This is a genomic window from Sediminibacillus halophilus (genome assembly GCF_900103695.1).
Classification (GTDB): Bacteria; Bacillota; Bacilli; order Bacillales; family Amphibacillaceae; genus Sediminibacillus; species Sediminibacillus halophilus.
Genome location: NZ_FNHF01000002.1, coordinates 654,869 through 678,257, shown reverse-complemented (window position 1 = coordinate 678,257; position 23,389 = coordinate 654,869). Strand labels below are relative to the sequence as shown.

Sequence of the window (23,389 nt, the reverse complement as noted above, 5' to 3'; positions counted from 1 at the left end):
ATCTGTTGCTACTTCCGAAAACATCCTGAATTTTTTGGGAGCAGGATTATGATTAAATCAATCCTTTCAAAGACATTCAACTTCTTCAACTCACTTTTAGAGTGTTGACCTCTTTTGGTATTTCCTCTTTTATTACTTCATTTTCTTTTTAGAATGTTTGATGTTTGTTCAAATTACCACCCGATAACAAAGTCACGCATTTTTGTTTTTGGTAAAAAAGAAGACCGCTAAGACAATAGTGTAACTACCTCTGGCTCACCATTCGGTGAGTTTTTTTGTGCTGGTAATTCCAACCATTTGTTTTTGCACAAAAGTCTGTGAATGATTTGGTCTTTTGATTATAGGAAGCTTGGCATATAGTTAAACTAAGGCCGATAAATAAAGTTTTGCCCAAGGGGGGAAAACAATGAGTTTGGATAAGCGCAGTACTGCCATGTTAACTCATATTGTTCATAGTGAGCTATATATACCTGTCGAAAAACTTGCCGAGCAATTCAATGTTTCGAGAAGGACGGTCTATAACGACCTGGATAAGATCAATTTTTGGTTGAAGGAAAACAAAATAAGTGAAATACAGCAAATAAGAGCTGCTGGTTTGTACTTGGAAAAGCGGGCGAAACAGGAAATCATGAGCAAACTGCTCGTGTTCCCGGTTTATTATTATGAGCTGTCGCCTGAAGAAAGAAAGGCGTGGTTGGTCACTTACTTTCTGGCCAGTGCCAAAGCTCTGTTTTTAAAAGATTTGATTGCGATTACCAGGGTTAGCAGGAACACAGTCTTGGAAGATTTGAAATGTTTGCGGGAAGAACTCGGCAGCTATCGCCTGGAGCTTACTTCCAGGAAGAAGCTTGGGTATCAGGTTGTCGGCAAGGAAACCGACATCAGAAGAGCGCTAATCAACTATATTGCCAAGATCAAACCGCAGCACGGCTGGTATTCTATGATTCATGACCAGGCATTTGAAGCGGATAAAGAAAAAGACAGCAACTATATGATTTTTGACCAGACGGAGTTAAAACGAATTTATCGCGAATTGAGCCGGTGTGAACAGCGTTTGGGCATTCAGTTCACAGATGATGTCCTCAACATTCTTGTCATTCGTTTTTACTTGTTTCTAAAGCGGATCAAGCAAAAGCAGTACGTGGATATCGATCCGGTGGAACAGTCTGTCATCGAACAAACTGGAGAATTTAACGCGGCAAAAGACTTTATCATTGAAGCGGAAAACAAATGGGATGCAGAGATACCCACAACAGAAGCATATTACTTTGCCAAGCATCTATTGGGTTCGAAAGTAAACTATAATCCAAGCCTTGAGGATGAAAATGAAGAAATTATCGGATTGCGTGAAGTAGTCAAAGAGATGATCGAGGATTTTCAGCTGGTTGCAGTGGTGTCTTTTACAGACCGGGCAGGGATGGAGACCAATTTACTTTTACACTTAAAGCCTGCATATTACCGAATCAAGTATGGTATAGACATGGGAGAATTGGCTTTTGACTCAGTAGAAGACAACTTCCCGGAAATCTATCAATTAACCAAAAAAGTCATCCATCATTTCGAGCGTTTTGTCGGGAAAAAAATCAATCAAAGCGAAATTGCTTATATTGCAATCCATTTTAGCGGATGGCTGCATAAAGAAGGTCTGTCAATCCAGACACGCAGAAAAATGCTGATTGTTTGTACCAACGGTCTCGGTACTTCTCGTTTACTGCAAAGTCAGCTCGAAGGGTTGTTTTCTGAAGTGGATATTACCGGTATTGCTTCGCTCCGTGAATATCGAGAGATGGAATTAGCAGTTGATTTTATCGTCTCGACGGTACCCTTGCCGGATCGAGGAGTTCCTGTCTGCCTAGTCAATCCGCTACTTGATAACCATGATAAGGAAAACCTTCTGAAACAGGTAAATGCGTTGTTCACAGATAATAATGGTTATCAGCCATACTCGGTAGATACCCTTATGGACATTGTGAAACGTTATGCAGAAGTAAGGGAAGTAGGGCAGCTACAGCAGGAATTGAGGAAGTATCTTTACCATCCCTCAGTGACATCCGAGGCCAAGTTGAAACCTGCTTTGACGGAGTTAGTCAACGGGGACCATATACTGTTTGCAGCAAACGTGGAGAGCTGGCAACAAGCAGTTGAATTGGCAGCCAGCCCACTTTTGGAAAAGGGGTACATCACAGAAGGTTATGTTGAGTCGATGGTAGCCAATATTGAGAAGCAAGGTCCGTATGTTGTGATTTCTCCTTTGATCGCGATGCCGCATGGTCGTGCGGAAGACGGTGTGAATCAGTTGGGAATCAGTTTATTGCATTTGCAGGAACCAGTAGAGATGCTGGGCAAAAAAGTCAGAATCTTCATGGTTTTGGCTCCGGAAAACAACGAAAAGCATCTTAAAGCTTTGGCTCAGCTAACCAATATGTTCTCCCATGACAAACGTGCAGTACTGGATGCAAAAAACAAGGAGCAAATCTGCAAAATCATTACAACCTATTCATCAAGATAAGGAGTTTGATCATGAAATTTTTAGAAGAGGGTTTAGTCAAAGTCGGGGCAACAGCTGTAGATGCTGAAGATGCCATTAAACAGGCGGGCGTTTTACTGGCAGATGCTGAGACAGTGGAGGATGTGTATATCGATGCGATGGTGCAGTCTTTTCAAGAAAATGGACCTTATTTCGTCCTTGCGCCACATATAGCCATCCCCCATGCCAGGCCGGAAGACGGGGTAAAGGAAGCATCTGTCTCACTGTTACAGTTAAAGGATCCCATCACATTTGGACATTCATCCAATGACCCTGTCCAATTGATATTCGGCCTGGGGGCCTCGTCAAGCGAAGAACATGTTGATTTATTAAAAAAACTGACGATGCTTCTCAACAAGGAAGAAAACGTTAACGAGTTAAGAGCGGCAGCAACTTACCGGGATATACAAACAATCATTGAAACGGGGGTAAGCAAATGATTAAAGTGCTATCGGTTTGCGGACTAGGACAGGGAACAAGTTTGATTTTGAAGATGAATGTGGAGCAGGCACTAAGTGAGAAAGGAATCCGGGCTGATGTCGAACATATGGATGTATCTTCTGCATCAAGCATGAGTGCCGATTATATTATTACAAGCAATGAACTTGCAGAAGGATTGGAAGGACATAGCGCCAAGGTGATCATCGTTAATAATTATTTTGATATGGAGGAGATCAACCAGGCGATTGATGAGCATATAGCCAAGGCATAAAAGCTTGTAAAAAACAAAATAGATAGTAGACGAAGGGGGAAACAAGGTGGAAGTCATTTATTGGATAGCCGACAACGTCTTTGGAACACCTGCCATTTTATTAGGGTTTATCGTGCTGGTCGGTTTACTGTTACAGGATAAGACAGCAAGTCAACGGGTAAGCGGAACGTTCAAAGCAATTATTGGATTTTTGATCATCAGTGCAGGTTCCGACATCATCGTCAGCGCCCTGACGGTATTTGAACCGCTATGGAAAGAGGTTTTTAATTTATCGGAACAGCCACTTGGCGAATTTATGGGCCAGAATGCCTTTAATGCCGAATATGGAAGCGCAGTCACGCTGGCCATGACGATTGGTTTTCTGATTAACGTTTTGCTGGCAAGGTTTACAAAATTAAAATACATTTACTTAACCGGTCATATGATGTTTTGGACAACGACCATTTTTGCCGGGATTGTCGTGCATACGGTCGGAGATGTTTCCTTTGGTAAACTGGTTATTTTCCTTGCTGTCATCATGGGGATTTATTGGACAGTACAGCCAGCTTTGACACAGCCATTTATGAGAAAAATCACGGGAAATGACAATATCGCTTTGGGTCATACGTCAGCCTCCGTTGCTTTGCTTGGGGCACTGGCAGGTAAGGTGCTCGGTAACAAAGACAATGATTCGGAAAAAATAAAACTTCCCAAAGGGTTGGAATTTCTCCGGGATTCGAACGTTATCACAGCTCTGACCATGGGGTTGTTATTCCTCGTCGGTGCAGTCATTATTTCCTTTAAGGACACACCTGGCGCGGAAGAGCTTGTGGCGAGCGCAGGCAGTCAAAACTTCGTTATCTATGCCATTGTACAATCATTTACGTTTACTGCCGGTATCGCAGTTGTTTTAATGGGGGTTCGTATGTTTATCGGCGAGATGGTTCCAGCCTTTAAAGGAATCGCAACAAAAATAGTGCCGGGGGCAAAACCAGCACTGGACAGCCCGGTTGTCTTCCCTTATGCACCGAACGCCGTGATTCTCGGATTCTTAGGATCATTCGTCGGAGCCTTGCTTTGGCTGTTTGTACTTGGAAACACAGTGGGATACATTTTTGTCCCGACCATGATCGTCTTGTTCTTCCATTCAGCGACTGCAGGTGTGTTTGGTAATGTTACTGGTGGTGTCCGAGGTGCTTTGATTGCCGGATTTATCACCTCCACTGTCGTAGCATGGGGACAATATATCACAGTAAAAATGCTTTTGGCAGATACAATACCGGATACAGCCATGTGGGCAGCCGATTCTGATATGTTCATCCTTGGTCCGATCATCCGGTTTCTTGCACAATTACTGTTCTAATGAAAATACACAGGGGAGAAGGGGCAGCAGTATTGCCCTTTTTCCATGCAATCTGGAGGGGATAAAATGAGTTTTGTACGTACCTTTGCGGGGGATGTTTCTCCTAATCAATTAGGTTTTACCTATTCACATGAGCATATTGTCTGCCGTCCGCCTTACTGGGTGGAAAAGGGCGCGGATGATCTTTTGTTGGACGACAAGGAAAAATCGCAATTAGATGTGTTGGACTTTAAAAGGCACGGCGGCCGAACGATTGTCGATGCCACCGCAGTGGATTATGGCAGGGATGTAGCAGCCGTCCAGCAAATATCCAACGAGACCGGTATTACTATCATCGGAACAGCCGGTTTTAACAAAAGCTTTTTATGGGATGCACCGATGCGGGACAACTTGAAACAACTTGTCGGTAATTACGAAACTTATCATCATTGGATTGAAGATAAAACGGTTAATCAGCTTGCAGATTTCGTCATACAGGAAGTGGAACAAGGATTGGAAGGCACAAAATGGAGAGGCGGGCAGGTGAAGTTTGGAACGGGTTATAACCGGATTACTCCATTGGAGGAAAAGACATTGCGTGCGGTTGCGAGGGCACATCATGAAACAAAGGCTCCGATTCACACGCACACGGAAGCAGGCACCATGGTACTCGAACAAATCGAACTGCTTAAAGAAGAAGGAATTAACCTGGAATATGTCAGCTTTGGGCATATGGACCGCAATCCTGACCCTTTTTATCATGAACAAGTGGCGAAAACTGGCGCGTTTCTTTCGTTTGATGGGATTTCGAAAATTAAATACGCACCAGAAAGCACCCGGATCCATTGTATACTGGAATTGGTCCGCAAAGGCTATGAAGACCAAATTTTAGTCAGCGGAGATACTGCCAGAAAGTCTTATTATAAGCACTATGATTACGGACTTGGTTTGGAAAATATTATTGCTAAGTGGGTTCCCCGCTTCAAAGCAGAAGCAGACAGTCTAGGATTTGACGGAGAGAAACTGATAACCAAATTTTTCGTGGAGAATCCCGCCCGGTGTTTCACATTCAAAAAATAGAGAAGGGGTGCTGTTGTGAAGTTTCAATATCAAAACTCCTATAATATTAAAGAAGAAATCCAACGTTCCAAAGTTGCGATTCTACCAGTAGGAGCAGTGGAAGCGCATGGTCCACATTTGCCGCTCGGGACCGATAACTTCCTGGCTGAACGACTGTCGGACAAACTTGCTGAAGTGGTTAATGGTTTAGTTTTGCCCACGTTGCCGTATGGACAAGTATGGAGCCTGCGTCATTTTCCCGGAAGCATCACCGTCAGCAATCGATCCCTGATCAGCTATATTGTCGATATCGGCGAAAGCCTTTATCGACAGGGTATTGAGGTCTTTGCCATGGTGAACGGGCATTTAGGCAATGGAACGGCTTTAAAGGAAGCTGCCCGTGAGTTGTATGAAACATGCCCAAGCATGAAAGTACTGTATTTATTTTACCCTGGCATGAACAAGGCGGCAGAAGAAGTGAGGGAAACGCCATCTACCCATGGTACCTATTTTCATGCTTGTGAAATAGAGACGTCGTATATGTTATATCTGGCACCGGAGCTGGTAGAAATGGAGAAAGCGATCAATGATATTCCTGAAATTCCGCTGAGTGCGGATGTCACGCCCACACCTTGGGAGGAATTCACGAAAACCGCTGTATTAGGGGATGCCACCCTGGCGACAGAGGATAAAGGTATCTATATAATTGATATCGCCTTAAAAAACATGGTTCAATTAATAGAAACAGCTAAACAGCAGACAGAATTAAATTAACAGGAGGGCTTGGATGTTAACCAACTACTTTGAAAAGGTTCATTCGCTGTTACAAGTAATCGAAGATAAAGAGTTTACGGCCTTGCGTGTGGCTGCTGAAAAAATTTCTGCCTCGTTGCAGGACGATGGAGTGATCCACTTATTTGGCTGTGGCCATTCGCATATTTTGACGGAAGAGGTTTATTATCGTGCGGGCGGACTAGTCCCCGTGCATCCGATTCTTCATGAACCGTTGATGCTTCACGAAGGAGCGGTCCGTTCCTCTACCCTGGAAAGAAAGAATGACTATGCAGCACAGTTTATGGCGGAGCAGGATATTCGCCAAGGAGATATAATGGTGGTGTTGTCTACCTCCGGACGCAATCCGGTACCAGTTGATGTTGCACAGATTGCAAAAGAGAAAGGCGCCTTTGTCATCGGAATCACATCGGTACAATATTCACAAAGTCAGCCATCACGCCATACAAGTGGCATGCATTTGTTTGATGCGGTGGATCTTGTGATTGATAATCATGCCCCGGTCGGGGATGCCCTGCTGAGCCATCCGGAAGTTCAGGTAAGCTTTGCTCCGAGTTCGACCGTTATCGGTGCCGCCATTATTAATGGAATCTTTGCGGAGGCCATTAGATTGATGGCAGAAGAAGGCTTTCAGCCGCCCGTTTTTTTAAGCGGTAACATAGAGGGCGCAGATGCGCATAACCAGCAATTGATTGAAAAGTACTCTGATCGGGTAAGGTTGTAGATGAGAAAAGGTAACCGAGACGCTGCGGTTACCTTTTCTTCATCCTGATTTTGTTTTATAGTAGGACTGAAATCAGAACGATCAGGAGGGAACATGTGTGGGACTCGTTGCTATTATCACCTATGTAATATCTTTGTTTATTCTTTACATTGTTATCGAAACAGCGGTGAAAAACGGAATCAATAAATCAAATGTGGGCCGCCATTTCGATATGGATCGGCCAGAAGAACCAGAGGACACAAAGAAATCTTTTTTTGACACGGATTTGGATAAGGATTGAAAAAGGGAAGCAAGGATTCATTATTTCGTTGACAATACCTGTTCAGGATATGTTAAGATGACGATACAAAATAGAATAAGTTGATTGTCCACTAGGGGTACCTTGAAATAGATGATAACATCTATGGAAGAAAGGTTGAGATTAAAGTGAAACTTTAAGACCCTTGGAACCTGATCTGGTTGATACCAGCGGAGGGAAGTGGAGTAGCGGATACATATTGACGCGTGTGCTTAATGATAAATCCAATACAACCACTTTCTTTGCGCTGGTAAGGAAAGTGGTTTTTTTGTGCGAAAATATTTATTAATAGGAGGAAGGATTTAACGATGAGCAAAGGCTTGAAATTGACTGATCTGTTGGTAACCGTTATTGTCGCAATTATTTTTGGGATTATTTATAAAATATGGGGGCCATTATATGGTGTGCTCTCCACCTTTGGGCTTCAAGTCGAACAGTTGATTTATGGTATGTGGTTTATTGCAGCCACTGTTGCGTTTTTGATTATTCGAAAACCGGGTGTGGCCTTGCTGGCAGAAGTGGCTGCTGCTCACGGTGAATTTATTTTTGGCGGGGAATGGGGAATATCCACCTTATTATTCGGCATTGGCCAGGGATTAGCTGCCGAACTAATCTTTGCTGTCTTTCGCTACAAGCGTTTCGACTTGTTCGTTGTATGTCTGGCAGGGATTGCCTCAGGTGTTGCCTCACTAGGTATCGATTATTTTTACGGTTATATTAATGATTTGGTTCTATGGAACTTTTTGTTGATGGTCATTTTTCGGTTACTTAGCTCCGTAATGATTGCTGGTATGGTCGGTTATACAATTGTCCGGGCATTGGAAAAAACAGGGGCTACAAGCTTGGTTCGCCCTGCTTCCATGGAAGATTATAAAGCCCTAGAATAGAAAGGAGGAAGGCCATGTCTACTGTTTCCAGCGTAAAAAACTTGCGGTTGAAGTTTCCGGGGAATGATTCTCTGCTGTTTAAGGATTTTTCGATTTCTTTTCAACAGGGAGAAAAAGTACTGTTGTTAGGACCTTCTGGTTCAGGAAAATCTACGCTTTTGCAAGTACTCGCAGGATTGATTCCCCAATCCATTGATGTACCGTTAAAAGCAGATCAATTGACGATACCGGAAAGCTGGGGTTTTTTATTCCAAGATCCAGATACGCAGTTTTGTATGCCTTATGTAGATGAGGAAATAGCCTTTGTTCTAGAGAACGTAAAAATCCCTCCAGGCCACATGAACGATATAATCGTTTATTATTTACATCAAGTCGGCTTGGAACTCGATTCCATTCATACTAGGATTCAAACACTTTCTGGTGGTATGAAGCAGCGATTAGCGATTGCTTCGATACTGGCCCTACAGCCGGAAGTGCTGTTTTTAGATGAACCAACTGCCTTACTTGACCCGGAGGGTACAAGTCAGGTTTGGAACACAATTAAGGATATAGGAAAAGAAAAAACGGTGATCATTGTAGAGCATAAAATAGATGAAGTGATTGATTATGTGGATCGTATCGTTCTTTTTAATGCGCAAGGCGAATTACTAGGAGATGGTCCTAAAGATGTTATTTTTCAACAGTATAAACAGACTCTTTATAAACAAGGGGTTTGGTACCCGGGAATATGGGACGATTATTTGCAAGACAGTCACCCAAGTAAGCCGGTTATCTCTAATCCCAGGGAAACACCAGTCCTTTCATTGGAAAATTTTTCCGGGTACAGAGGCAAGAACAAAAAAGTCTTCGTAGACGACACGAAAATTTATTCCGGTGAATGGATTGCTGTATTGGGTGAAAATGGTGCAGGGAAAACAACTTTGCTTCATTCATTGATGGATTTAATAAAAACCAGTGGCGCATACTACGTTTTTGGAAAGAATAAAAAGAAAATAAAACGTCTTTCTGATTTTGTGTCATTTGTTTTCCAAAATCCAGAATTGCAATTTGTAACAAATTCTGTCTACGAAGAGTTAGCTTATACATTACGTATATTGGAATGGGATGCAGGGACGATTGATCACCGGGTTGGCCATTTGCTTCAATTATTTAATTTAGATACTTATAAAGCCCAACATCCTTATCAACTTTCCATGGGGCAAAAGCGAAGATTGAGTGTCGCAGTAGCACTAGCCCAAAACCAGCCGATTTTGCTGTTGGATGAGCCTACGTTTGGTCAAGATGCTGTCAACACGTTTGCTATATTGGAAGAGTTAGAGCGATTACGAAAAGAAGGTACTACTATTGTTATGGCCACCCATGACTGGCAAATTGTAAGGAATTTTGCCAGTAGATGCTGGCATATAGAAAATGGCAGGCTGACGAAAGAGGATGCAGCGATAGAATGTACCAATATATATCCTTCTCATATCTTGCAATAAGGAGAGAAAATAAATGCTATGGGAATTTTCCTATAAAAAAACCTGGCTTCATAAAATCAATCCAAGTTTTAAACTCGCGATAGTTTTCCTGCTATGTATCCAGGTACTCTTTATTCATAATCTGAATTTCATCATTAATTATATGTTGGCTGTACTGATACTTTATCTATTTTTCACAGGACATCCATCTATGCGGCTGCTACTTATTTCTGTACCATTTATCATCTTGTTTTTGACTTCTTCCACCTCGATGATTTTTTTCGGAAAAGGGGAGGAAACGTGGTTTGAATGGGGGTTGATTCATGTTACAGAAGAAAGCTTTTTTAGAGGAATCCATATCGGTGTACGCGGACTTATTTTTGCCGTGTTGGGGGTTGTTTTTGCGTTGACAACAAGACCGGTCTATTTGTTTTATTCCTTGATGCAGCAACTGAAGTTAAGGCCAAAGTATGCATACAGTTTTCTGGCAGCAGTTCAGTTGATCCCTATCATGGTTGAAGAGATGCAAAATCGGCGTAGTGCATTGAAAGTACGGGGGGTACAATACCGGAAGGGGTTTTCTGGTTTTATTGATAAATTCCGTCTTTATTCGATACCGCTGCTTTCTCAAAGTATTCGAAGGGCCCATCGTCTTGCGGTGGCTATGGAGGCGAAAAGTTTTCAGGGAGCAGCAAACCGGACATTTTACTACAAAATGGGATTCTCCTGGTTAGATATCGTCTTACTGTTATACTTCATCATATCCATCTCTGCATCTTATTTTTTGGCGATATACTTTCCGTATTTTCCTGCTACAGATGTTCGTTTTGGTTGAACGTCAAAGAGACTGGGACAAAAGCATCGTAACCAAATAAAAACCGAACGGTTCGGTATCGACCCCCAAAAGTTAGAGTGAAAAAAACTAACTTTTGGGGGTAACTACCTTCATTTGGTTTTTATGTTAGAAAAAGTAAACCGTTATACCCTTCTCGTATGCATTGCGTGACTCTCCACTCCGGCAAGGCGCTTCGCTTTCCGCAGGCACGGCCACAGCTAACTTGACAAAGAATACCGATTTGCCAAGTGGATCTTTAGCTCGGGCTCATCCCGCTGGAGTCTGCGCACCTTGCCTCCGTTGGATGGAGAACGCGTAGTATCTTGCCGTAGCGATACGAAGCATGCATGAAACAACATGATAAAAAGAGTACATACAAATAAACCGAACGAAGTCTGACCCATAAATCAAGCTGTGTTTTTCTACCTCTCTATTATTCTGCACTCATTCAAAATGCTAGAAGCAGAGTCCTTTCGTTGTATTAGAACTTCTGCCCGCCGGTAAGGTTCGAGCCTTCGATAAAGTAGCGTTGAAAATAGAAGAACAATAGAATGATCGGCAGAAGAACGGTGGTCGACATCGCCATTAAGTAGTTCCACTGGGTGGAAACCGTTCCTTTAAATGTCTGCAGCCCAATTTGTAAGGTGTACAGATTTTCATCATTCAGGTAGAGCAGCGGACCAAGCAAATCATTCCAGGAGCCATTGAAGGAAAAAATGGCTACGGTAATTAACGCTGGTTTTATTTGCGGCAGAATGATTTGCCACCAAATTTGAAAATGGTTGGCGCCATCCATTTTTGCTGCTTCCACCATATCCTTCGGAATCGTTCGCATGAATTGTCTGATCAGGAAAATAAAGAATGCACTGCCTAGAAAAGACGGCACGATCAGCGGAAGGTATGTGTTTACCCAGCCGATTTTAGCGAAAATAATATACTGGGGAACCAATGTGACAAAGCCAGGGATCAGCATCGTGGCCATGACGATACCAAACAACAAATTCCTCCCCTTGAACTTGATGACTGCAAAGCCATAGGCGATAAATGCGTTGGCAAGTACACTGCCTATCGTTGAAAGAGCCGAAATAAGCAGGGTATTCAATGTCCAACGGGTAAAAGGGGCCGTCTGCCATGTTTCCAGATAGTTGCTGAACCGGAAGCTGTCCGGCCAGAAACTCGGCGGGTACTGGGCGATTTCCTGTGGTGTTTTCAAGGAAGTCGCAATCATCCACCATACTGGAGACAGGATAATCAGGCTGCCGCCGATTAAAATCAGGTAGATCAGCGTTTTCTTGGTCATCCTTTTTTTCTTGCTGCCAATCACGGAATTGCTCACTTATGATCCCCACTTTCATAGTAAACCCACTTCTTACTAAACTTGAAATGAAGGAAGGTCAGAATCATGACAATTATAAATAGTACCCAGGCCATTGCTGACGCATATCCCATGTTGAATATCTCAAATGCGTTGTTCCACATATGAAGATTGTAGAATAACAAGGAATTGGAAGGTCCGCCTTCGCCGCTGTCGGTCATGACATAAGCCTCTTGGAAAATTTGAAAGGCGCCGATTGTTGATGTCACCATATCGAAGAAAATAATCGGTGTAATCATCGGAAGCGTAATATGGAAAAACTTGCGGATCGATCCGGCTCCATCCAATTCTGCAGCTTCATACATAGCTTTGGGGACACCTTGCATGACCGCCAGATAAAGCAACATGCCGCCACCGACGCTCCACATTTTCATCATGACGAGCGCTGGTTTGGTCCATTCCGGTTCGAACAACCAGGCGGGTCCATCAATGCCAAACCAGGCAAGGACCGTATTGACCAGGCCTGTGGAAGGACTGAGCAGCTGCATCCATAAAAAGTAGACGGCGACCCCAGATAAAACAGCGGGCAAATAATAAATCGTACGAAAAACTTTAATGCCTTTCATTTTTTGATTAAGCAGCATGGCCACAATGACAGCTCCGGCCGTGGTCAATGGAACAGAGAAAACGACAAAGTAGACTGTATTGTACAGGGAAGTCCAAAATAACGGGTCAACCGTGAACATCCGTTTGTAATTGTCGAAGCCGGTAAAATTCATTTGGGAGGTAACATTATAATCAGTGAAACTGGTTACCAATGAGAACAGCAGCGGGCCAAGGGTAAGTCCGAGAAAACCGATAATCCAGGGAGCAATGAAGATATAGCCCCAGATGTTTTCTTTGAGCGACAATTTGCTCATCTTCGGTTTTCTTACTGTCCAATCACTGCTCTTGCTTTTATGTACCGATTTTCGCTGGGTTGTACTAATTGCAACATTATGCTCTTTTATACCACTCAACTTTCTCGCCTCCATACCTTTGAAGTGATGAATCATAGGCTATTCTTGATGAAGTCTCCGGGAAGGTGCTGTTACAGAAAGATGAACGGAAAAGCGGTGCCGCTGCCGCTTTTCCTAATGTTTCAAGCTATTGCTTGGAATTTTCTACATCTTTTTGTGCTTGATCAAGTGCTTCTTCGACCGAAATTTTTCCATTGAGTGCATCATCGATAAGCGGATTGACCAAGTTTTCGTATTCCGGATACTCTGGTGGAGTTATCGACAAGTACGTGTATTCAAGGCTTTCCATCGATTTTTGGAAAATTTCTGCCCCTTTGCCGTCCAGGTTCTCCGTGATTTGTTTTGTGGCTTCCTTATTGGCAATGTTGTCGAAGTTATTTTCGCCCCAGTATGTTTGCGCTTCGACATCTGTCAGATATTTAATAAACTTCATGGAGGCTTCCGGGTTTTTGGCACCTTTTGGTATTTCCATGACAAATCCGCCGCCAGTACTCCATGGTTTTGTATCTTCGTTATAAGCAGGCATTGTCGCTACGCCGTAGTCCAGGTCGCCGCCGAACTCTTCCAGTTGCTTATAGAACGTACCGATTTCTGCCCACATCGCAACCTTTCCAGAAATAAATGGATCCTGCTGTTCATTACCGAATTCAGCCTTCATATTTTGGACCGCTTCTGAACCAAGTTCCTGTTTCCAATCGTACATCCATTGGATGGCTTCTTTTTTGGCAGGGGTGTTGATGGTAGGCTCTCCGCCTTCCATCAGGCCTTTTCCATCATCGGCATTAATCATCCAATCGTGGGTGGTGAAGTTCCCCCAGTTCGGGTAATAACCGACTTGTTTGTATCCGCCATCTTCATTTTTGACGGTGAGTTTATCGGAGTACTCTTTGAGCTCCTTCCAAGTACGGGGCGGTTTTTCCGGGTCAAGTCCTGCCTCCCGGAAAGCATCCTTGTTATAAAAAAGCATTCTGGTGTCGGTGGTGAAAGGCAGCGCATACGCTTTATCCTTGTATGTCACGGCATCCCATAAGTGCGGATAGAAACTATTCTTTAAATCGTCATCCACCCATTTACTTATATCTTCCACCTGGTTGTTAGAGGCTCTGATTTTCACCGTTCTGATATCATTGACAATGACATCGGGCGGGTCCCCTGCAGCAATCGCCGCCAGGTTTTTCGTCCAAATATCGCCCCAAGGTACATATGTATGTTTGACCACAATTTCGTCCTGGGAATTGTTGAAGTCCTCAATCAGTTTTTCAATCATCGGGCGCCTTGTCTCGGAGCCCCAAAATGTCCAAAAGTCAAGCTCCACTTTTCCTTCTGCGTTTGTATTGTCAGCGCTTCCGGAGCTGCAGGCAGATAGCAAAGCCAGCAAGCCGGCGCAAACAATCAACAACCACTTTTTCATCTGTTGTCCTCTCCCTTTTGTTGCGATATAGTAGAAGCGTTTCTTATAAAGAACGCCTCTCGAAGTTACTAAGAATTTCCCCTTCTTCTCCTTCGTCAAACTACTTCTTCTAAGAAAAAGCGCAGTTTATGTAAAATAGTGCCGAAGTCTTGGTGAGAATAGGGGAGAATTATGATTTAATAGGAGAAACACAGTTATCCTACTTAAAGTTATAAACAGGGGGCATCCATGAAAAACCGATTGCAAGTCTCACTCCATATCAAAATTCTGGGTTTGGTAGGAACCCTTCTTTTACTTGTCATTAGTCTAATAACCGTTATGGTAGGCTACATGGAATCCCGGGAAGATGTTGCCAATGCGGAGAACTTGGCCTTGCAAACGGCTAAGACGATTTCGTACATGCCTGGCGTCCAAGATGCCTTCCGCTCTGGAGCTACTTTGGAGGAATTGAAGCAGTTGACAGAACAAATCAGAGAAGAAGCCGGTGCATCGTTTATTACGATAGTTGATCGTTCGGGAGGAGTTATAGGAACGGCAAAGGATGAAACAGTTGCTATCGAAGAAACTGTAACCGCTTCCGAAAAAGAATTATATCAGGCGATGGTTTTCGGGAGCAGTTACGTTTTTGAAACAGGAAGCGAAGGGGGCGAGGTCTTAAAGGGGGTTGCGCCCGTTACAATCGATTATGGCGACTATAAAAAGGTCGAGGGCGTTGTCACGGTGGATTTTCCTATGAAAGTGATTCACAACGAGATTCTTTCCGATATTTCTAAAATTATCCTTGCTGCTGGATTGGTTTTTCTGCTGGGTATTGCCGGAAGTTTTCTGCTGGCTAAAAGCATTCGTAAAGATACATTGGGATTGGAACCGTTTGAGATTTCGGCTTTATATAGAGAGCGGGAAGCCGTCCTGCAGTCTGTCAAAGAAGGCATTGTTGCGATTGATCATCAAGGAGTAATCACAACGATGAATGTGGCTGCAAAAGACTTACTGGATATTCGAAGAGAGGAGGTAATTGAAAAGAACATCATTGACGTTCTCCCTTCCCGGGAATTAATCAATAGGATTCAGTCACCGAATAAAACTATCAATAAGGAACTGGAATACAAAGATAAAATCATCATCGTAAATACAAGACCGTTAATCGAGAATGGAAGAAAGACTGGAACCGTTGCAAGCTTCCGGGATAAAACAGAAATAAAAAAGATGGTGGACGCTCTTTCAGAGGTCAGGCAGTATTCCGAGGATCTCCGTGCCCAAGCGCATGAATTTACAGGTAAGCTATATGCTATTCTAGGATTTATCCAACTGGGGAAAAGGCAGGAAGCAATTGAATTGATTCAGAAAGAGGCTAATTTGCAAAAACAGGTGTCCGAAATGTTTTTTTCACAGATTCATGATGAAAAAGTACAGGCTATATTATTGGGGAAATTTGCAAAAGCATCAGAAAAAAAGATTAGCTTTAAGGTGGAAGAGGGAAGTTCGCTAGCTCCTCTGCCAGACCATATTCCATTATCACCGTTAATTGTAATATTGGGCAATCTCATCAACAATGCGTTTGATGCAGTGAAGGATTGTGATTCTCCTGAGGTTTCCTTCTTTGTCACTGATTTAGGCAATGATATTATATTTGAAATAGCCGACAATGGAAATGGATTGGACAAAGGGGCTGAATACCAAATATTTCATCGGGGTTACTCAAGAAAGGGCAATAACAGGGGGTATGGTCTGGCGAATGTGAAGGAGGAGGTATATTCGCAAAATGGAGCGATTGAAGTAAATAGCAGTCCAGGTAAGGGTACAGTGTTTACGGTGATTATTCCGAAGCAAATCCAGGAAAATAACAAGAGGGCAGGGGGATAAAGGATGTTACAGGTAATCATAGCGGAGGATGACTTTCGGGTAGCACAAATCCATGAAGCATTTCTGGAAAAAGTACCGGGAATGAAGCTGGTCGGTAAAGCTGTTAATGCTAAGGAAACGTTGCAACTACTCAGTAAGCATGCTGTCGATCTGATTTTATTGGATGTTTACATGCCGGATCAATTAGGAACAGACTTGCTTCAACGTATACGGGAAAGCTATCCGATGATGGATATCATTATGATTACGGCTGCAACGGACAAAGCATATTTGGAAAAATCGTTAAGCTATGGTGTACAGGATTATTTGATCAAACCGGTTACAATAGAACAATTTCAACAATCGATGCAAAAATATAAAAAGAAAAGAGACATAATCCAATCGACAAAGGAAGTCGATGAAGAACTTCTACGGGAAGTGTTTGGTTCCAAAAACGAGCAAAAAAGCACGGCAACCCTTCCAACTGGTATCGATTATCGGACGCTGGAAAAGGTAAAAGAAATACTTTCCATTGAACAAAACGGGGTCACTTCCGAGCAGGCAGCTGAAAAGATTGGTGCTTCACGGACAACTGCGCGAAGGTATCTCGAGTATTTAGTGGGTATAAATGAAGCAGTGGTGGAACAAATGTATGGAATTGTCGGACGTCCCGAGCGACGGTATTCTATCATAAGGTAAAAAAAGAGTTTGCAGTAAGGCACTTTTTTTGGCATTTTGTGCATTTAATGCACAAAATGTTTTTTAATTCGTTAAAAAACAATATTTTGAAAACGTTTACATACAGAGGGTGTATTAGTAGGATACAGATAAATCAAGTATTAGGAGGGAGTTACATGAAAAAATTTATCAAGGTTCTTCTTACTATGTCCGTGATTTTTATAACAGCAGCATGTTCGGGAAATGCTTCCGGAAATGATGGTTATCCGAATAAAAACATAGAAATGGTTGCTCCCGCTTCGCCGGGAGGAGGGTGGGATTTGACCGCCCGTTCGCTGGAAAAGGTGCTGACTGAACAGGAATTGGTCGATGAAAATATCAATGTTGTCAACAAGCCGGGCGGTGGGGGAGAGGTTGGCTGGAAGTATTTAAAGTCGAAGGACTCCCACTCACTCGCCGTTAATTCCAGTCTTGTACTTACTAATAATTTGCTGGAACAAAGTGAATTATCGTATGAAGAATTTACACCGATTGCCACGCTTGCAACCGAATGGCAGGCGCTTGCTGTACCGGCGGACTCTCCTTATAAAACGGCCTCCGAATTTTTGGAGGCTACGAAAGAGGATCCGAATTCCGTGAAAATAGGGGTAGGCCCTGGTTTGGGCAATGATGACCACTTATCCCTTGTGCAAGCAGCGAGTGAATTCGGCATCAATCCGGCAGACCTTAATTTTCTTGTCTATGAGGGCGGAGGAGATGTTGTAACCGCGTTGCTGGGAGGTCATGTTGATGCGGTCACAACCTCTCTGTCTGAGGTTAAGGACCAACACATAGCTGGAAAGCTTAAGATATTGGCCGTTTCTTCGGATGAGCCGGTTGAAGATATCGAGGATGTACCAACTTGGCAGGATGAAGGGGTGGATATGGTCTTTCCGCATTGGAGAGGTGTCATGGGTCCCCCGGATATGACAGAAGACGAAATTGCTTATTGGGATTCCAAATTAGAAGAAATGATCCAAACAGACCAATGGCAGCAGGTCCTTGAAAACAATGATTGGGAGGATTTTTACAAAAATAGTAAAGAAACAAAAGCATTTTTACAGGAACAACATGACTTGTATCAGCGCTTAGTAAATGATTCTGGTTTGCTTGATAACTAATGGGCTGAAGATAATGAAAAGAAAAGGAAGCCTGTTATTTCAAGGACAGGCTTCTTATGGAAGAAGGGAGGCGCGATAGCAATGATGAAAGGAATCAAACTGGGGGTGCCCATATTTCTGATTGTGTTCAGCGGTTTGTTCTTAATCAGCTCGCTCCAGCTGCCAAAAGCAAATATGGGAAATCCGAATGCGCCCTTATATTTTCCCGCTGGTCTCAGTATTTTAATGCTCCTGTTGAGCTTCGTGTATTTATTCCAGGAATTAAAGCATGTAGCAGAAGAAAATAAAGAACTCCGTCAGTTGTTTTCCGGCAGAACACCGAAGTTGCTTGTTACCACACTCGGATCAGGTGTCATCTATGCGTTGGTTTTTGATCAGATTGGATTTCTACTGTCGACTATTTTGTTCTTAGGCGGTTTATTATTCTTTATAAATGGTTGGAAAAAGTGGTTGATTAACTGCATTGTTGCTGTCAGTTTTTCCTTTTTAACGTGGTATGCATTTAGTCAGCTGTTGGGTGTGAGCTTACCTTGAGGAGGTGATCCATCGTGGATGTAAACAGCTTTATGGAAGGTCTTTCGATAGCGGTCCAACCGGTTAATATTGTTTGGATCATCATAGGTGGTTTCCTTGGTACCATTGTAGGGATGCTTCCCGGTCTCGGCCCTGCAACAGCCGTGGCAGTGTTGATCCCGATGACGTTTGGCATGAATCCTGTCAGTGCCATCATTTTAATGGCAGCCATTTATTACGGAGCGATGTATGGTGGATCGCGTAGTTCGATTCTCTTAAATACGCCTGGTGATGGTTCGGCTATTGCCGCTACATTTGACGGCTATCCAATGGCCAGGAAAGGAATGGCTGGCCAGGCTCTGGCGATTTCCGCGGTTGCATCCTTTATTGGTGGTCTGATCGCAGTAGTAGGGTTCGTTTTTCTCGCCGAGCCATTGGCCACTTTTGCATTGGAATTTGGTCCGGCTGAGTATTTTTTATTGATGCTGCTTACCCTCTCGGCTATTGTTTCGTTATCAATCGGGAAAATGGTGAAAGGTTTTTTGGCGATGACAATCGGACTGGCCCTGAGTACGGTGGGAATCGATACACAGACGGGGGTATACCGATTTACACTTGGTTCTTCGCATTTAAGTGAAGGAATCGATTTTCTCATCGTGATTATCGGTGTCTATGCGATAGGTGAAGTTCTTTATAATCTTTTATCGATAGACGAGCAACGGAACGAAAAGAAAAAGGTAGGAAAGGTTTGGTTCTCAAAGGAACAATGGCGTCGATCGAAATGGCCAATCTTGCGGAGCGGTCCACTGGGCTTCATCATCGGTGTCCTGCCTGGTGCTGGAGGTTCGATTGCCTCGATGATCAGTTATACCACGGAAAGGCAGCTTTCGAAAAAATCATCCGAATTTGGTGATGGAGCAGTTGAAGGACTGGCAGCTCCTGAATCAGCAAATAATTCGGCCTCTGTAGGCGCAATGATTCCCCTTCTTACGATGGGGATTCCGGGTTCAGGAACGACCGCTGTCATGCTCGGTGCCTTGATCATGCTAGGATTAAGGCCTGGTCCATTGTTATTTGATCAGCAGCCGGAAACAGCCTGGGCGTTAATCAACAGTATGTTTATCGGAAACATTGCGCTTGTCATCATTAACATTTTGCTTGTCGGTGTGCTTGTAAAAGTTCTCGATACCCCGCCAAAAGTACTTTATCCGATGATAGTCGTTCTTGCCTTTATCGGAACATACACTTTAAGCTATACCACGTTTGATTTTTTCTTTTTGCTATTATTCGGCGTGATAGGGCTGTTCATGAAGGTGCTTGATTTTCCGATTGCTCCATTGGTACTGGCGTTGATCGTCGGCTCTGATATGGAGCAAAATTTCCGGATGGCTCTCTCATCATCTAATGGAAGTTTTGGTATCTTTTTTTCTTCTGGCGTCAGCATTGGGTTGATTGCCTTGACTCTGCTTTCTCTGCTATATCCATTGATTGTCCACTGGATGAAAAGAAAAGTACAAAACAGGCCAGAAGATCAGATGTATAGGTCATCTTAGCCGCAATATTTAGTTATCGAAGGAGGAACGAGATGAAAAATTATGATGTTGTAGTCGTAGGCGCAGGAAATGCTGCTCTTTGTGCTGCTATCTCTGCCAGAGAATCTGGAGCAGAGGTGCTGGTGCTGGAACGCGCACCTAAACACAAACGTGGAGGGAATTCGTATTTTACAGACGGTGCAATTCGCTTTGCCTACAATGATTTGAATGACATTCGAGAAATTGTACCTGAATTAACCGATGAACAAGCTGAAAAAATTGTGATGCCTAAGTATGGGAAAGAGGATTACTTTCAGGACTTAATGAGAGTGACAGGGGGCAAAAGCAGTCCTGAGTTGGCAGAACAGCTGGTTAAACACTCCTATCCAACAATCCGTTGGGCGAAGCAACAAGGAGTCGGTTTTGAATTGAATTACAGTAACCAGTCATTCGAAAAAGATGGAAAGTATCAATTTTGGGGCGGCCTTCCTGTCAAAACGAAAAATATCGGGATGGGTCTTATTGCTTTGTTTTCCCGGGCAGAACAGATAGGGATAGATATTTTCTATGACTCACGTGCCATCGAATTGAAGATGGAGGGTAGGCGTGTTTCCTCGATCATGGTAGAGAAACAGGAACAAACCCTCGAAATCGAAGCGGCTGCTGTGATTTTGGCTTGCGGCAGCTTTGAGGCGAATAAGGAAATGCGTAAAAAATATATCGGGGACGAATGGGAAGCGGCGATTGTCAGGGGAACTGAATACAACACAGGGGATGGTTTGTCGATGGCGTTGTCTGCAGGAGCGCAGCGGTTCGGCGAATGGTCCGGCTGCCATGCCATCGGTACCGATTACCAGGCTCCTAAAGTAGGGGATTTTTCTAAACCGGGGGACATCTTTAAAAAGCATTCCTATCCCCTCAGTATCATGGTGAATCAAAATGGATACCGTTTTGTTGATGAGGGGGCAGATTTCCGTAATTATACGTACGCCAAGTACGGAAAGGAAATTCTCAAGCAGCCTGGTCATGTTGCTTATCAGATTTATGACCAGCAAGTGAGACCAATGCTGCGTAAAGAATATAATTTAGAAGAGGCCACTTACTATCAGGCGGATACACTTGAAGAATTGGTAGAGCTGCTTCCGGTGAATGATCAGCAGTTTTTACAAACAATTGAGGAATATAACCGTTCCATTATGGAAGGCAAGTATGATCCGACTATCAAGGATAATAAGAGGACACAGGGCGTCACTCCACCGAAGTCTAATTGGGCTTTACCGATTGAAAAAGGACCGTTCTATGCTTTCCCGGTAACCTGTGGTATCACCTTTTCATTTGGAGGAATCAAGGTCAGTCCGCACGCTGAAGTATTAGATGAAAACGAACAGCCGATTCCTGGTTTGTTTGCTGCAGGCGAAATGGTTGGCGGTATTTTTTATGGCAATTATCCTGGCGGCTCGGGGCTTATGTCGGGAGCGGTCTTCGGCAGAATATCCGGCAACACAGCAGTGAGTTATATTCAAGCCGCGGGGACGGTTCAATAGTCCATTCATGCAGGAAAGCCACCATCGCGGTGGCTTTTGCTTTTGGTTTATAACTAGGAAGGCTTTTTGATCCTTCTGAGGCGGATGAAAATCCAAAAAAGTGTGATAGCACTAAAAATGGTCTTCATCTGCTTAGCTCCGATTCGACTAATCTTAAGTTGACCGGGGAGTGGTTGAGACTCTTGCTCTTTCTATTATCACATGACCTTTCATTAGGGGCGGGTGGAATGAACAAAAATAAGAAGATTCCTTTATTTTTATCATTGATTCTCTATCTGATATTTTTCCTTCCAGTCAACGACTGGAATATCAAAACCCAGGCAATTGCAGCTTTAATCATTATCCAAATGATGTGGATTGGCAGAGTATTTCCGTTAGCACACAGCTCCTTGTTATTTATGTTACTACTATCATTTCACTTTTTCACTTATGAAGAGACGCTCGCTTATTTCAGTTCGGAGGTAGTCTGGCTGCTATTTGCCACCTTCATCATTTCCCATGCTTTTATCGAAACCGGGCTTGCCAGTCGGATTTCTCTTACTGTCCTAAAAATATCGGGTGGTTCAGGAAGGGCTTTGCTCCTGATTTCTTTTTTGTTAATCATGGTGCTAGCGATCCTTATTCCTTCGAATGTCGGCAAAGGTAATCTGATAGCCTCTGTACTGGATCGGCTGTTAAAAAACGTAAGGAATGTCAATAGGGTGGAGAACCTCGGGAAGGCGTTATTCATTGGTATCAGCTACCTAACAGCTATTTCGGGCGCCTTGGTAGCCACAGGAGCAAGCTCCACGATTTACACGTTTGAATTGTTCACGTCCATTCATTCGGACCTGAATTACATAACCTGGATTTTGTATTTTGTTCCGCCTGTACTACTCTTTACTACTCTCTTATGGCTGCTTTTTATCTTTAAGCTTCCGCCGGAAAAAATCGATCGCAAAAAGATGAAGGATTTGATTGGGGAGGAGCTTGACGAGTTAGGCTTGTTAAGCCCGGCTGAAAAGAAAGTAGTATTTATCATGGGACTAACCTTGCTGTTATGGGCAACCCAACCCTTACACGGATTCTCGATTCCGCTAGTTGGATTGTTGGGAGCCGTTCTTACAGTGACACCTTGGATCGGCGTCTGGAAATGGGAGCAAGCAAAAGCCTCGGTTGATTGGGATATGATGCTGTTCTTTGCTAGTACGCTTATGGTCTCTGGCATGCTGATCAAAACGGAAACGATTGCTTCGATTGCTGATTCCTTCATTTCGTTGATATCCTTTCAATCCCCGTTTTTGGTTATCTTATTGCTGATTATAAGTACAGCTTTACTGAGAATCATGTTTGTGAATATCTTAGGATTCTTAACGATTATGATTCCATTTGCAATAGAGATAGGGGAGACCCTTGAAGGTTATTCTCCGTTTATAACTGCCATGGTTGTGTTTTTGGTGGGGATACCTGGTTTTTTCCTAATCACTCAATCACCAGTTCACTTAATCAGTTATTCGTTCGGTTACTTTTCGGATAGGGATCTTTTGAGAATAGGACTGCCGTCTTTTAGTCTATGGGTGTTGACTATTGTAGGGGCTGTATTGCTTTATTGGCCATATGTTGTGAGTCATTAACATGGGCTTAGGGAAGGGGGATGTTTTTGAAAGTTCTAACGCTCACAGGCAGAAACATTCCAAAGTAGGGCGGATGTGTGTATGTTAGCGACGTGCGACGTAAAACAAGGGATCGCCCGTTAGCCATTTTCCGACTAACGGGGCAGT

At 43.4% G+C, this 23,389-nt stretch carries 21 protein-coding genes and 1 riboswitch; of the genes, 18 read left to right on the top strand and 3 right to left on the bottom strand.

The window, feature by feature from the left end; translation table 11 throughout:
• The first annotated feature begins 406 nt into the window (after positions 1 to 406).
• The 11 genes from BLR82_RS10190 (at position 407) to BLR82_RS10140 (ending at position 10,615) form a co-directional block, all read left to right on the top strand.
• On the top strand, positions 407 to 2,509 hold the full coding sequence (locus BLR82_RS10190) for a BglG family transcription antiterminator (protein ID WP_074598861.1): 2,103 nt from the start codon (positions 407 to 409) through the stop codon (positions 2,507 to 2,509).
• 11 nt (positions 2,510 to 2,520) lie between these two features.
• Complete coding sequence (locus BLR82_RS10185; protein WP_074598860.1) at positions 2,521 to 2,967, top strand: PTS sugar transporter subunit IIA; 447 nt, start codon at positions 2,521 to 2,523, stop codon at positions 2,965 to 2,967.
• Positions 2,967 to 3,239, top strand: a complete 273-nt coding sequence (locus BLR82_RS10180) for a PTS sugar transporter subunit IIB (protein ID WP_074599133.1) — start codon at positions 2,967 to 2,969, stop codon at positions 3,237 to 3,239. Before BLR82_RS10185 ends, BLR82_RS10180 begins: the two co-directional genes overlap by 1 nt.
• Positions 3,240 to 3,285: 46 nt before the next feature.
• Positions 3,286 to 4,581 carry a PTS ascorbate transporter subunit IIC gene (locus tag BLR82_RS10175; RefSeq protein ID WP_074598859.1) on the top strand — a complete coding sequence of 432 codons (1,296 nt, stop codon included), beginning with the start codon at positions 3,286 to 3,288 and terminating at the stop codon, positions 4,579 to 4,581.
• 66 nt (positions 4,582 to 4,647) lie between these two features.
• Positions 4,648 to 5,640, top strand: a complete 993-nt coding sequence (locus tag BLR82_RS10170) for a phosphotriesterase family protein (protein WP_074598858.1) — start codon at positions 4,648 to 4,650, stop codon at positions 5,638 to 5,640.
• 15 nt (positions 5,641 to 5,655) lie between these two features.
• Positions 5,656 to 6,393, top strand: coding sequence for a creatininase family protein (locus tag BLR82_RS10165; RefSeq protein WP_074598857.1), 738 nt, complete (start codon positions 5,656 to 5,658; stop codon positions 6,391 to 6,393).
• Between the two features lie 13 nt (positions 6,394 to 6,406).
• The gene (locus BLR82_RS10160; protein WP_074598856.1) at positions 6,407 to 7,135 is read left to right on the top strand and encodes an SIS domain-containing protein; all 729 of its coding nucleotides are present in this window, start codon (positions 6,407 to 6,409) and stop codon (positions 7,133 to 7,135) included.
• Between the two features lie 97 nt (positions 7,136 to 7,232).
• Positions 7,233 to 7,415 carry a hypothetical protein gene (locus BLR82_RS10155; RefSeq protein ID WP_074598855.1) on the top strand — a complete coding sequence of 61 codons (183 nt, stop codon included), beginning with the start codon at positions 7,233 to 7,235 and terminating at the stop codon, positions 7,413 to 7,415.
• A gap of 83 nt (positions 7,416 to 7,498) precedes the next feature.
• Positions 7,499 to 7,629, top strand: a riboswitch (TPP riboswitch).
• A gap of 112 nt (positions 7,630 to 7,741) precedes the next feature.
• Positions 7,742 to 8,320 carry an ECF transporter S component gene (locus tag BLR82_RS10150; RefSeq protein WP_074598854.1) on the top strand — a complete coding sequence of 193 codons (579 nt, stop codon included), beginning with the start codon at positions 7,742 to 7,744 and terminating at the stop codon, positions 8,318 to 8,320.
• Between the two features lie 14 nt (positions 8,321 to 8,334).
• On the top strand, positions 8,335 to 9,801 hold the full coding sequence (locus BLR82_RS10145) for an ABC transporter ATP-binding protein (protein WP_074598853.1): 1,467 nt from the start codon (positions 8,335 to 8,337) through the stop codon (positions 9,799 to 9,801).
• Between the two features lie 13 nt (positions 9,802 to 9,814).
• Entirely contained in the window at positions 9,815 to 10,615 is an 801-nt protein-coding gene (locus BLR82_RS10140) for an energy-coupling factor transporter transmembrane component T family protein (RefSeq protein WP_074598852.1), read from the top strand.
• A gap of 481 nt (positions 10,616 to 11,096) precedes the next feature.
• On the opposite strand, the gene BLR82_RS10135 is transcribed toward BLR82_RS10140, so the two are convergent.
• The 3 genes from BLR82_RS10135 to BLR82_RS10125 all read right to left on the bottom strand — a co-directional run bounded on the left by BLR82_RS10135 (position 11,097) and on the right by BLR82_RS10125 (position 14,360).
• Positions 11,097 to 11,951, bottom strand: coding sequence for a carbohydrate ABC transporter permease (locus BLR82_RS10135; protein ID WP_245693756.1), 855 nt, complete (start codon positions 11,949 to 11,951; stop codon positions 11,097 to 11,099).
• Entirely contained in the window at positions 11,948 to 12,850 is a 903-nt protein-coding gene (locus BLR82_RS10130; protein WP_139186948.1) for a carbohydrate ABC transporter permease, read from the bottom strand. Before BLR82_RS10130 ends, BLR82_RS10135 begins: the two co-directional genes overlap by 4 nt.
• A 226-nt stretch (positions 12,851 to 13,076) precedes the next feature.
• Positions 13,077 to 14,360, bottom strand: coding sequence for an ABC transporter substrate-binding protein (locus BLR82_RS10125; RefSeq protein WP_074598851.1), 1,284 nt, complete (start codon positions 14,358 to 14,360; stop codon positions 13,077 to 13,079).
• 228 nt (positions 14,361 to 14,588) lie between these two features.
• On the opposite strand from BLR82_RS10125, the gene BLR82_RS10120 reads away from it, so the two are divergent.
• From BLR82_RS10120 to BLR82_RS10090, 7 genes are all read left to right on the top strand, one after another.
• Positions 14,589 to 16,223, top strand: a complete 1,635-nt coding sequence (locus BLR82_RS10120; RefSeq protein WP_074598850.1) for a sensor histidine kinase — start codon at positions 14,589 to 14,591, stop codon at positions 16,221 to 16,223.
• Between the two features lie 3 nt (positions 16,224 to 16,226).
• Complete coding sequence (locus tag BLR82_RS10115; protein WP_074598849.1) at positions 16,227 to 16,901, top strand: response regulator; 675 nt, start codon at positions 16,227 to 16,229, stop codon at positions 16,899 to 16,901.
• A 155-nt stretch (positions 16,902 to 17,056) separates the two neighbouring features.
• A complete protein-coding gene (locus tag BLR82_RS10110) occupies positions 17,057 to 18,040 on the top strand; it encodes a tripartite tricarboxylate transporter substrate binding protein (RefSeq protein ID WP_074598848.1) in 984 nt (327 codons plus the stop codon).
• Positions 18,041 to 18,121: 81 nt separating this feature from the next.
• Complete coding sequence (locus BLR82_RS10105) at positions 18,122 to 18,574, top strand: tripartite tricarboxylate transporter TctB family protein (RefSeq protein ID WP_245693754.1); 453 nt, start codon at positions 18,122 to 18,124, stop codon at positions 18,572 to 18,574.
• 32 nt (positions 18,575 to 18,606) lie between these two features.
• Entirely contained in the window at positions 18,607 to 20,106 is a 1,500-nt protein-coding gene (locus BLR82_RS10100) for a tripartite tricarboxylate transporter permease (RefSeq protein ID WP_074599126.1), read from the top strand.
• A gap of 32 nt (positions 20,107 to 20,138) precedes the next feature.
• Complete coding sequence (gene tcuA, locus BLR82_RS10095; protein WP_074598847.1) at positions 20,139 to 21,629, top strand: FAD-dependent tricarballylate dehydrogenase TcuA; 1,491 nt, start codon at positions 20,139 to 20,141, stop codon at positions 21,627 to 21,629.
• A 227-nt stretch (positions 21,630 to 21,856) separates the two neighbouring features.
• Positions 21,857 to 23,242: an SLC13 family permease gene (locus BLR82_RS10090; RefSeq protein ID WP_074598846.1), complete on the top strand. Its 1,386-nt coding sequence runs from the start codon at positions 21,857 to 21,859 to the stop codon at positions 23,240 to 23,242.
• The last annotated feature ends 147 nt before the right edge of the window (positions 23,243 to 23,389 follow it).

Excerpts from the sequence above, each read along its gene's own strand:
- BLR82_RS10125 (WP_074598851.1), bottom strand. The coding sequence starts at position 14,360 with ATGAAAAAGTGGTTGTTGATTGTTTGCGCCGGCTTGCTGGCTTTGCTA.
- BLR82_RS10140 (WP_074598852.1), top strand. The coding sequence starts at position 9,815 with ATGCTATGGGAATTTTCCTATAAAAAAACCTGGCTTCATAAAATCAAT.
- BLR82_RS10170 (WP_074598858.1), top strand. The coding sequence starts at position 4,648 with ATGAGTTTTGTACGTACCTTTGCGGGGGATGTTTCTCCTAATCAATTA.
- BLR82_RS10145 (WP_074598853.1), top strand. The coding sequence starts at position 8,335 with ATGTCTACTGTTTCCAGCGTAAAAAACTTGCGGTTGAAGTTTCCGGGG.
- BLR82_RS10130 (WP_139186948.1), bottom strand. The coding sequence starts at position 12,850 with ATGAGCAAATTGTCGCTCAAAGAAAACATCTGGGGCTATATCTTCATT.
- BLR82_RS10090 (WP_074598846.1), top strand. The coding sequence starts at position 21,857 with ATGAACAAAAATAAGAAGATTCCTTTATTTTTATCATTGATTCTCTAT.
- BLR82_RS10160 (WP_074598856.1), top strand. The coding sequence starts at position 6,407 with ATGTTAACCAACTACTTTGAAAAGGTTCATTCGCTGTTACAAGTAATC.
- BLR82_RS10105 (WP_245693754.1), top strand. The coding sequence starts at position 18,122 with ATGATGAAAGGAATCAAACTGGGGGTGCCCATATTTCTGATTGTGTTC.
- BLR82_RS10115 (WP_074598849.1), top strand. The coding sequence starts at position 16,227 with ATGTTACAGGTAATCATAGCGGAGGATGACTTTCGGGTAGCACAAATC.
- BLR82_RS10185 (WP_074598860.1), top strand. The coding sequence starts at position 2,521 with ATGAAATTTTTAGAAGAGGGTTTAGTCAAAGTCGGGGCAACAGCTGTA.
- tcuA (WP_074598847.1), top strand. The coding sequence starts at position 20,139 with ATGAAAAATTATGATGTTGTAGTCGTAGGCGCAGGAAATGCTGCTCTT.
- BLR82_RS10100 (WP_074599126.1), top strand. The coding sequence starts at position 18,607 with ATGGAAGGTCTTTCGATAGCGGTCCAACCGGTTAATATTGTTTGGATC.
- BLR82_RS10120 (WP_074598850.1), top strand. The coding sequence starts at position 14,589 with ATGAAAAACCGATTGCAAGTCTCACTCCATATCAAAATTCTGGGTTTG.
- BLR82_RS10150 (WP_074598854.1), top strand. The coding sequence starts at position 7,742 with ATGAGCAAAGGCTTGAAATTGACTGATCTGTTGGTAACCGTTATTGTC.
- BLR82_RS10190 (WP_074598861.1), top strand. The coding sequence starts at position 407 with ATGAGTTTGGATAAGCGCAGTACTGCCATGTTAACTCATATTGTTCAT.
- BLR82_RS10110 (WP_074598848.1), top strand. The coding sequence starts at position 17,057 with ATGAAAAAATTTATCAAGGTTCTTCTTACTATGTCCGTGATTTTTATA.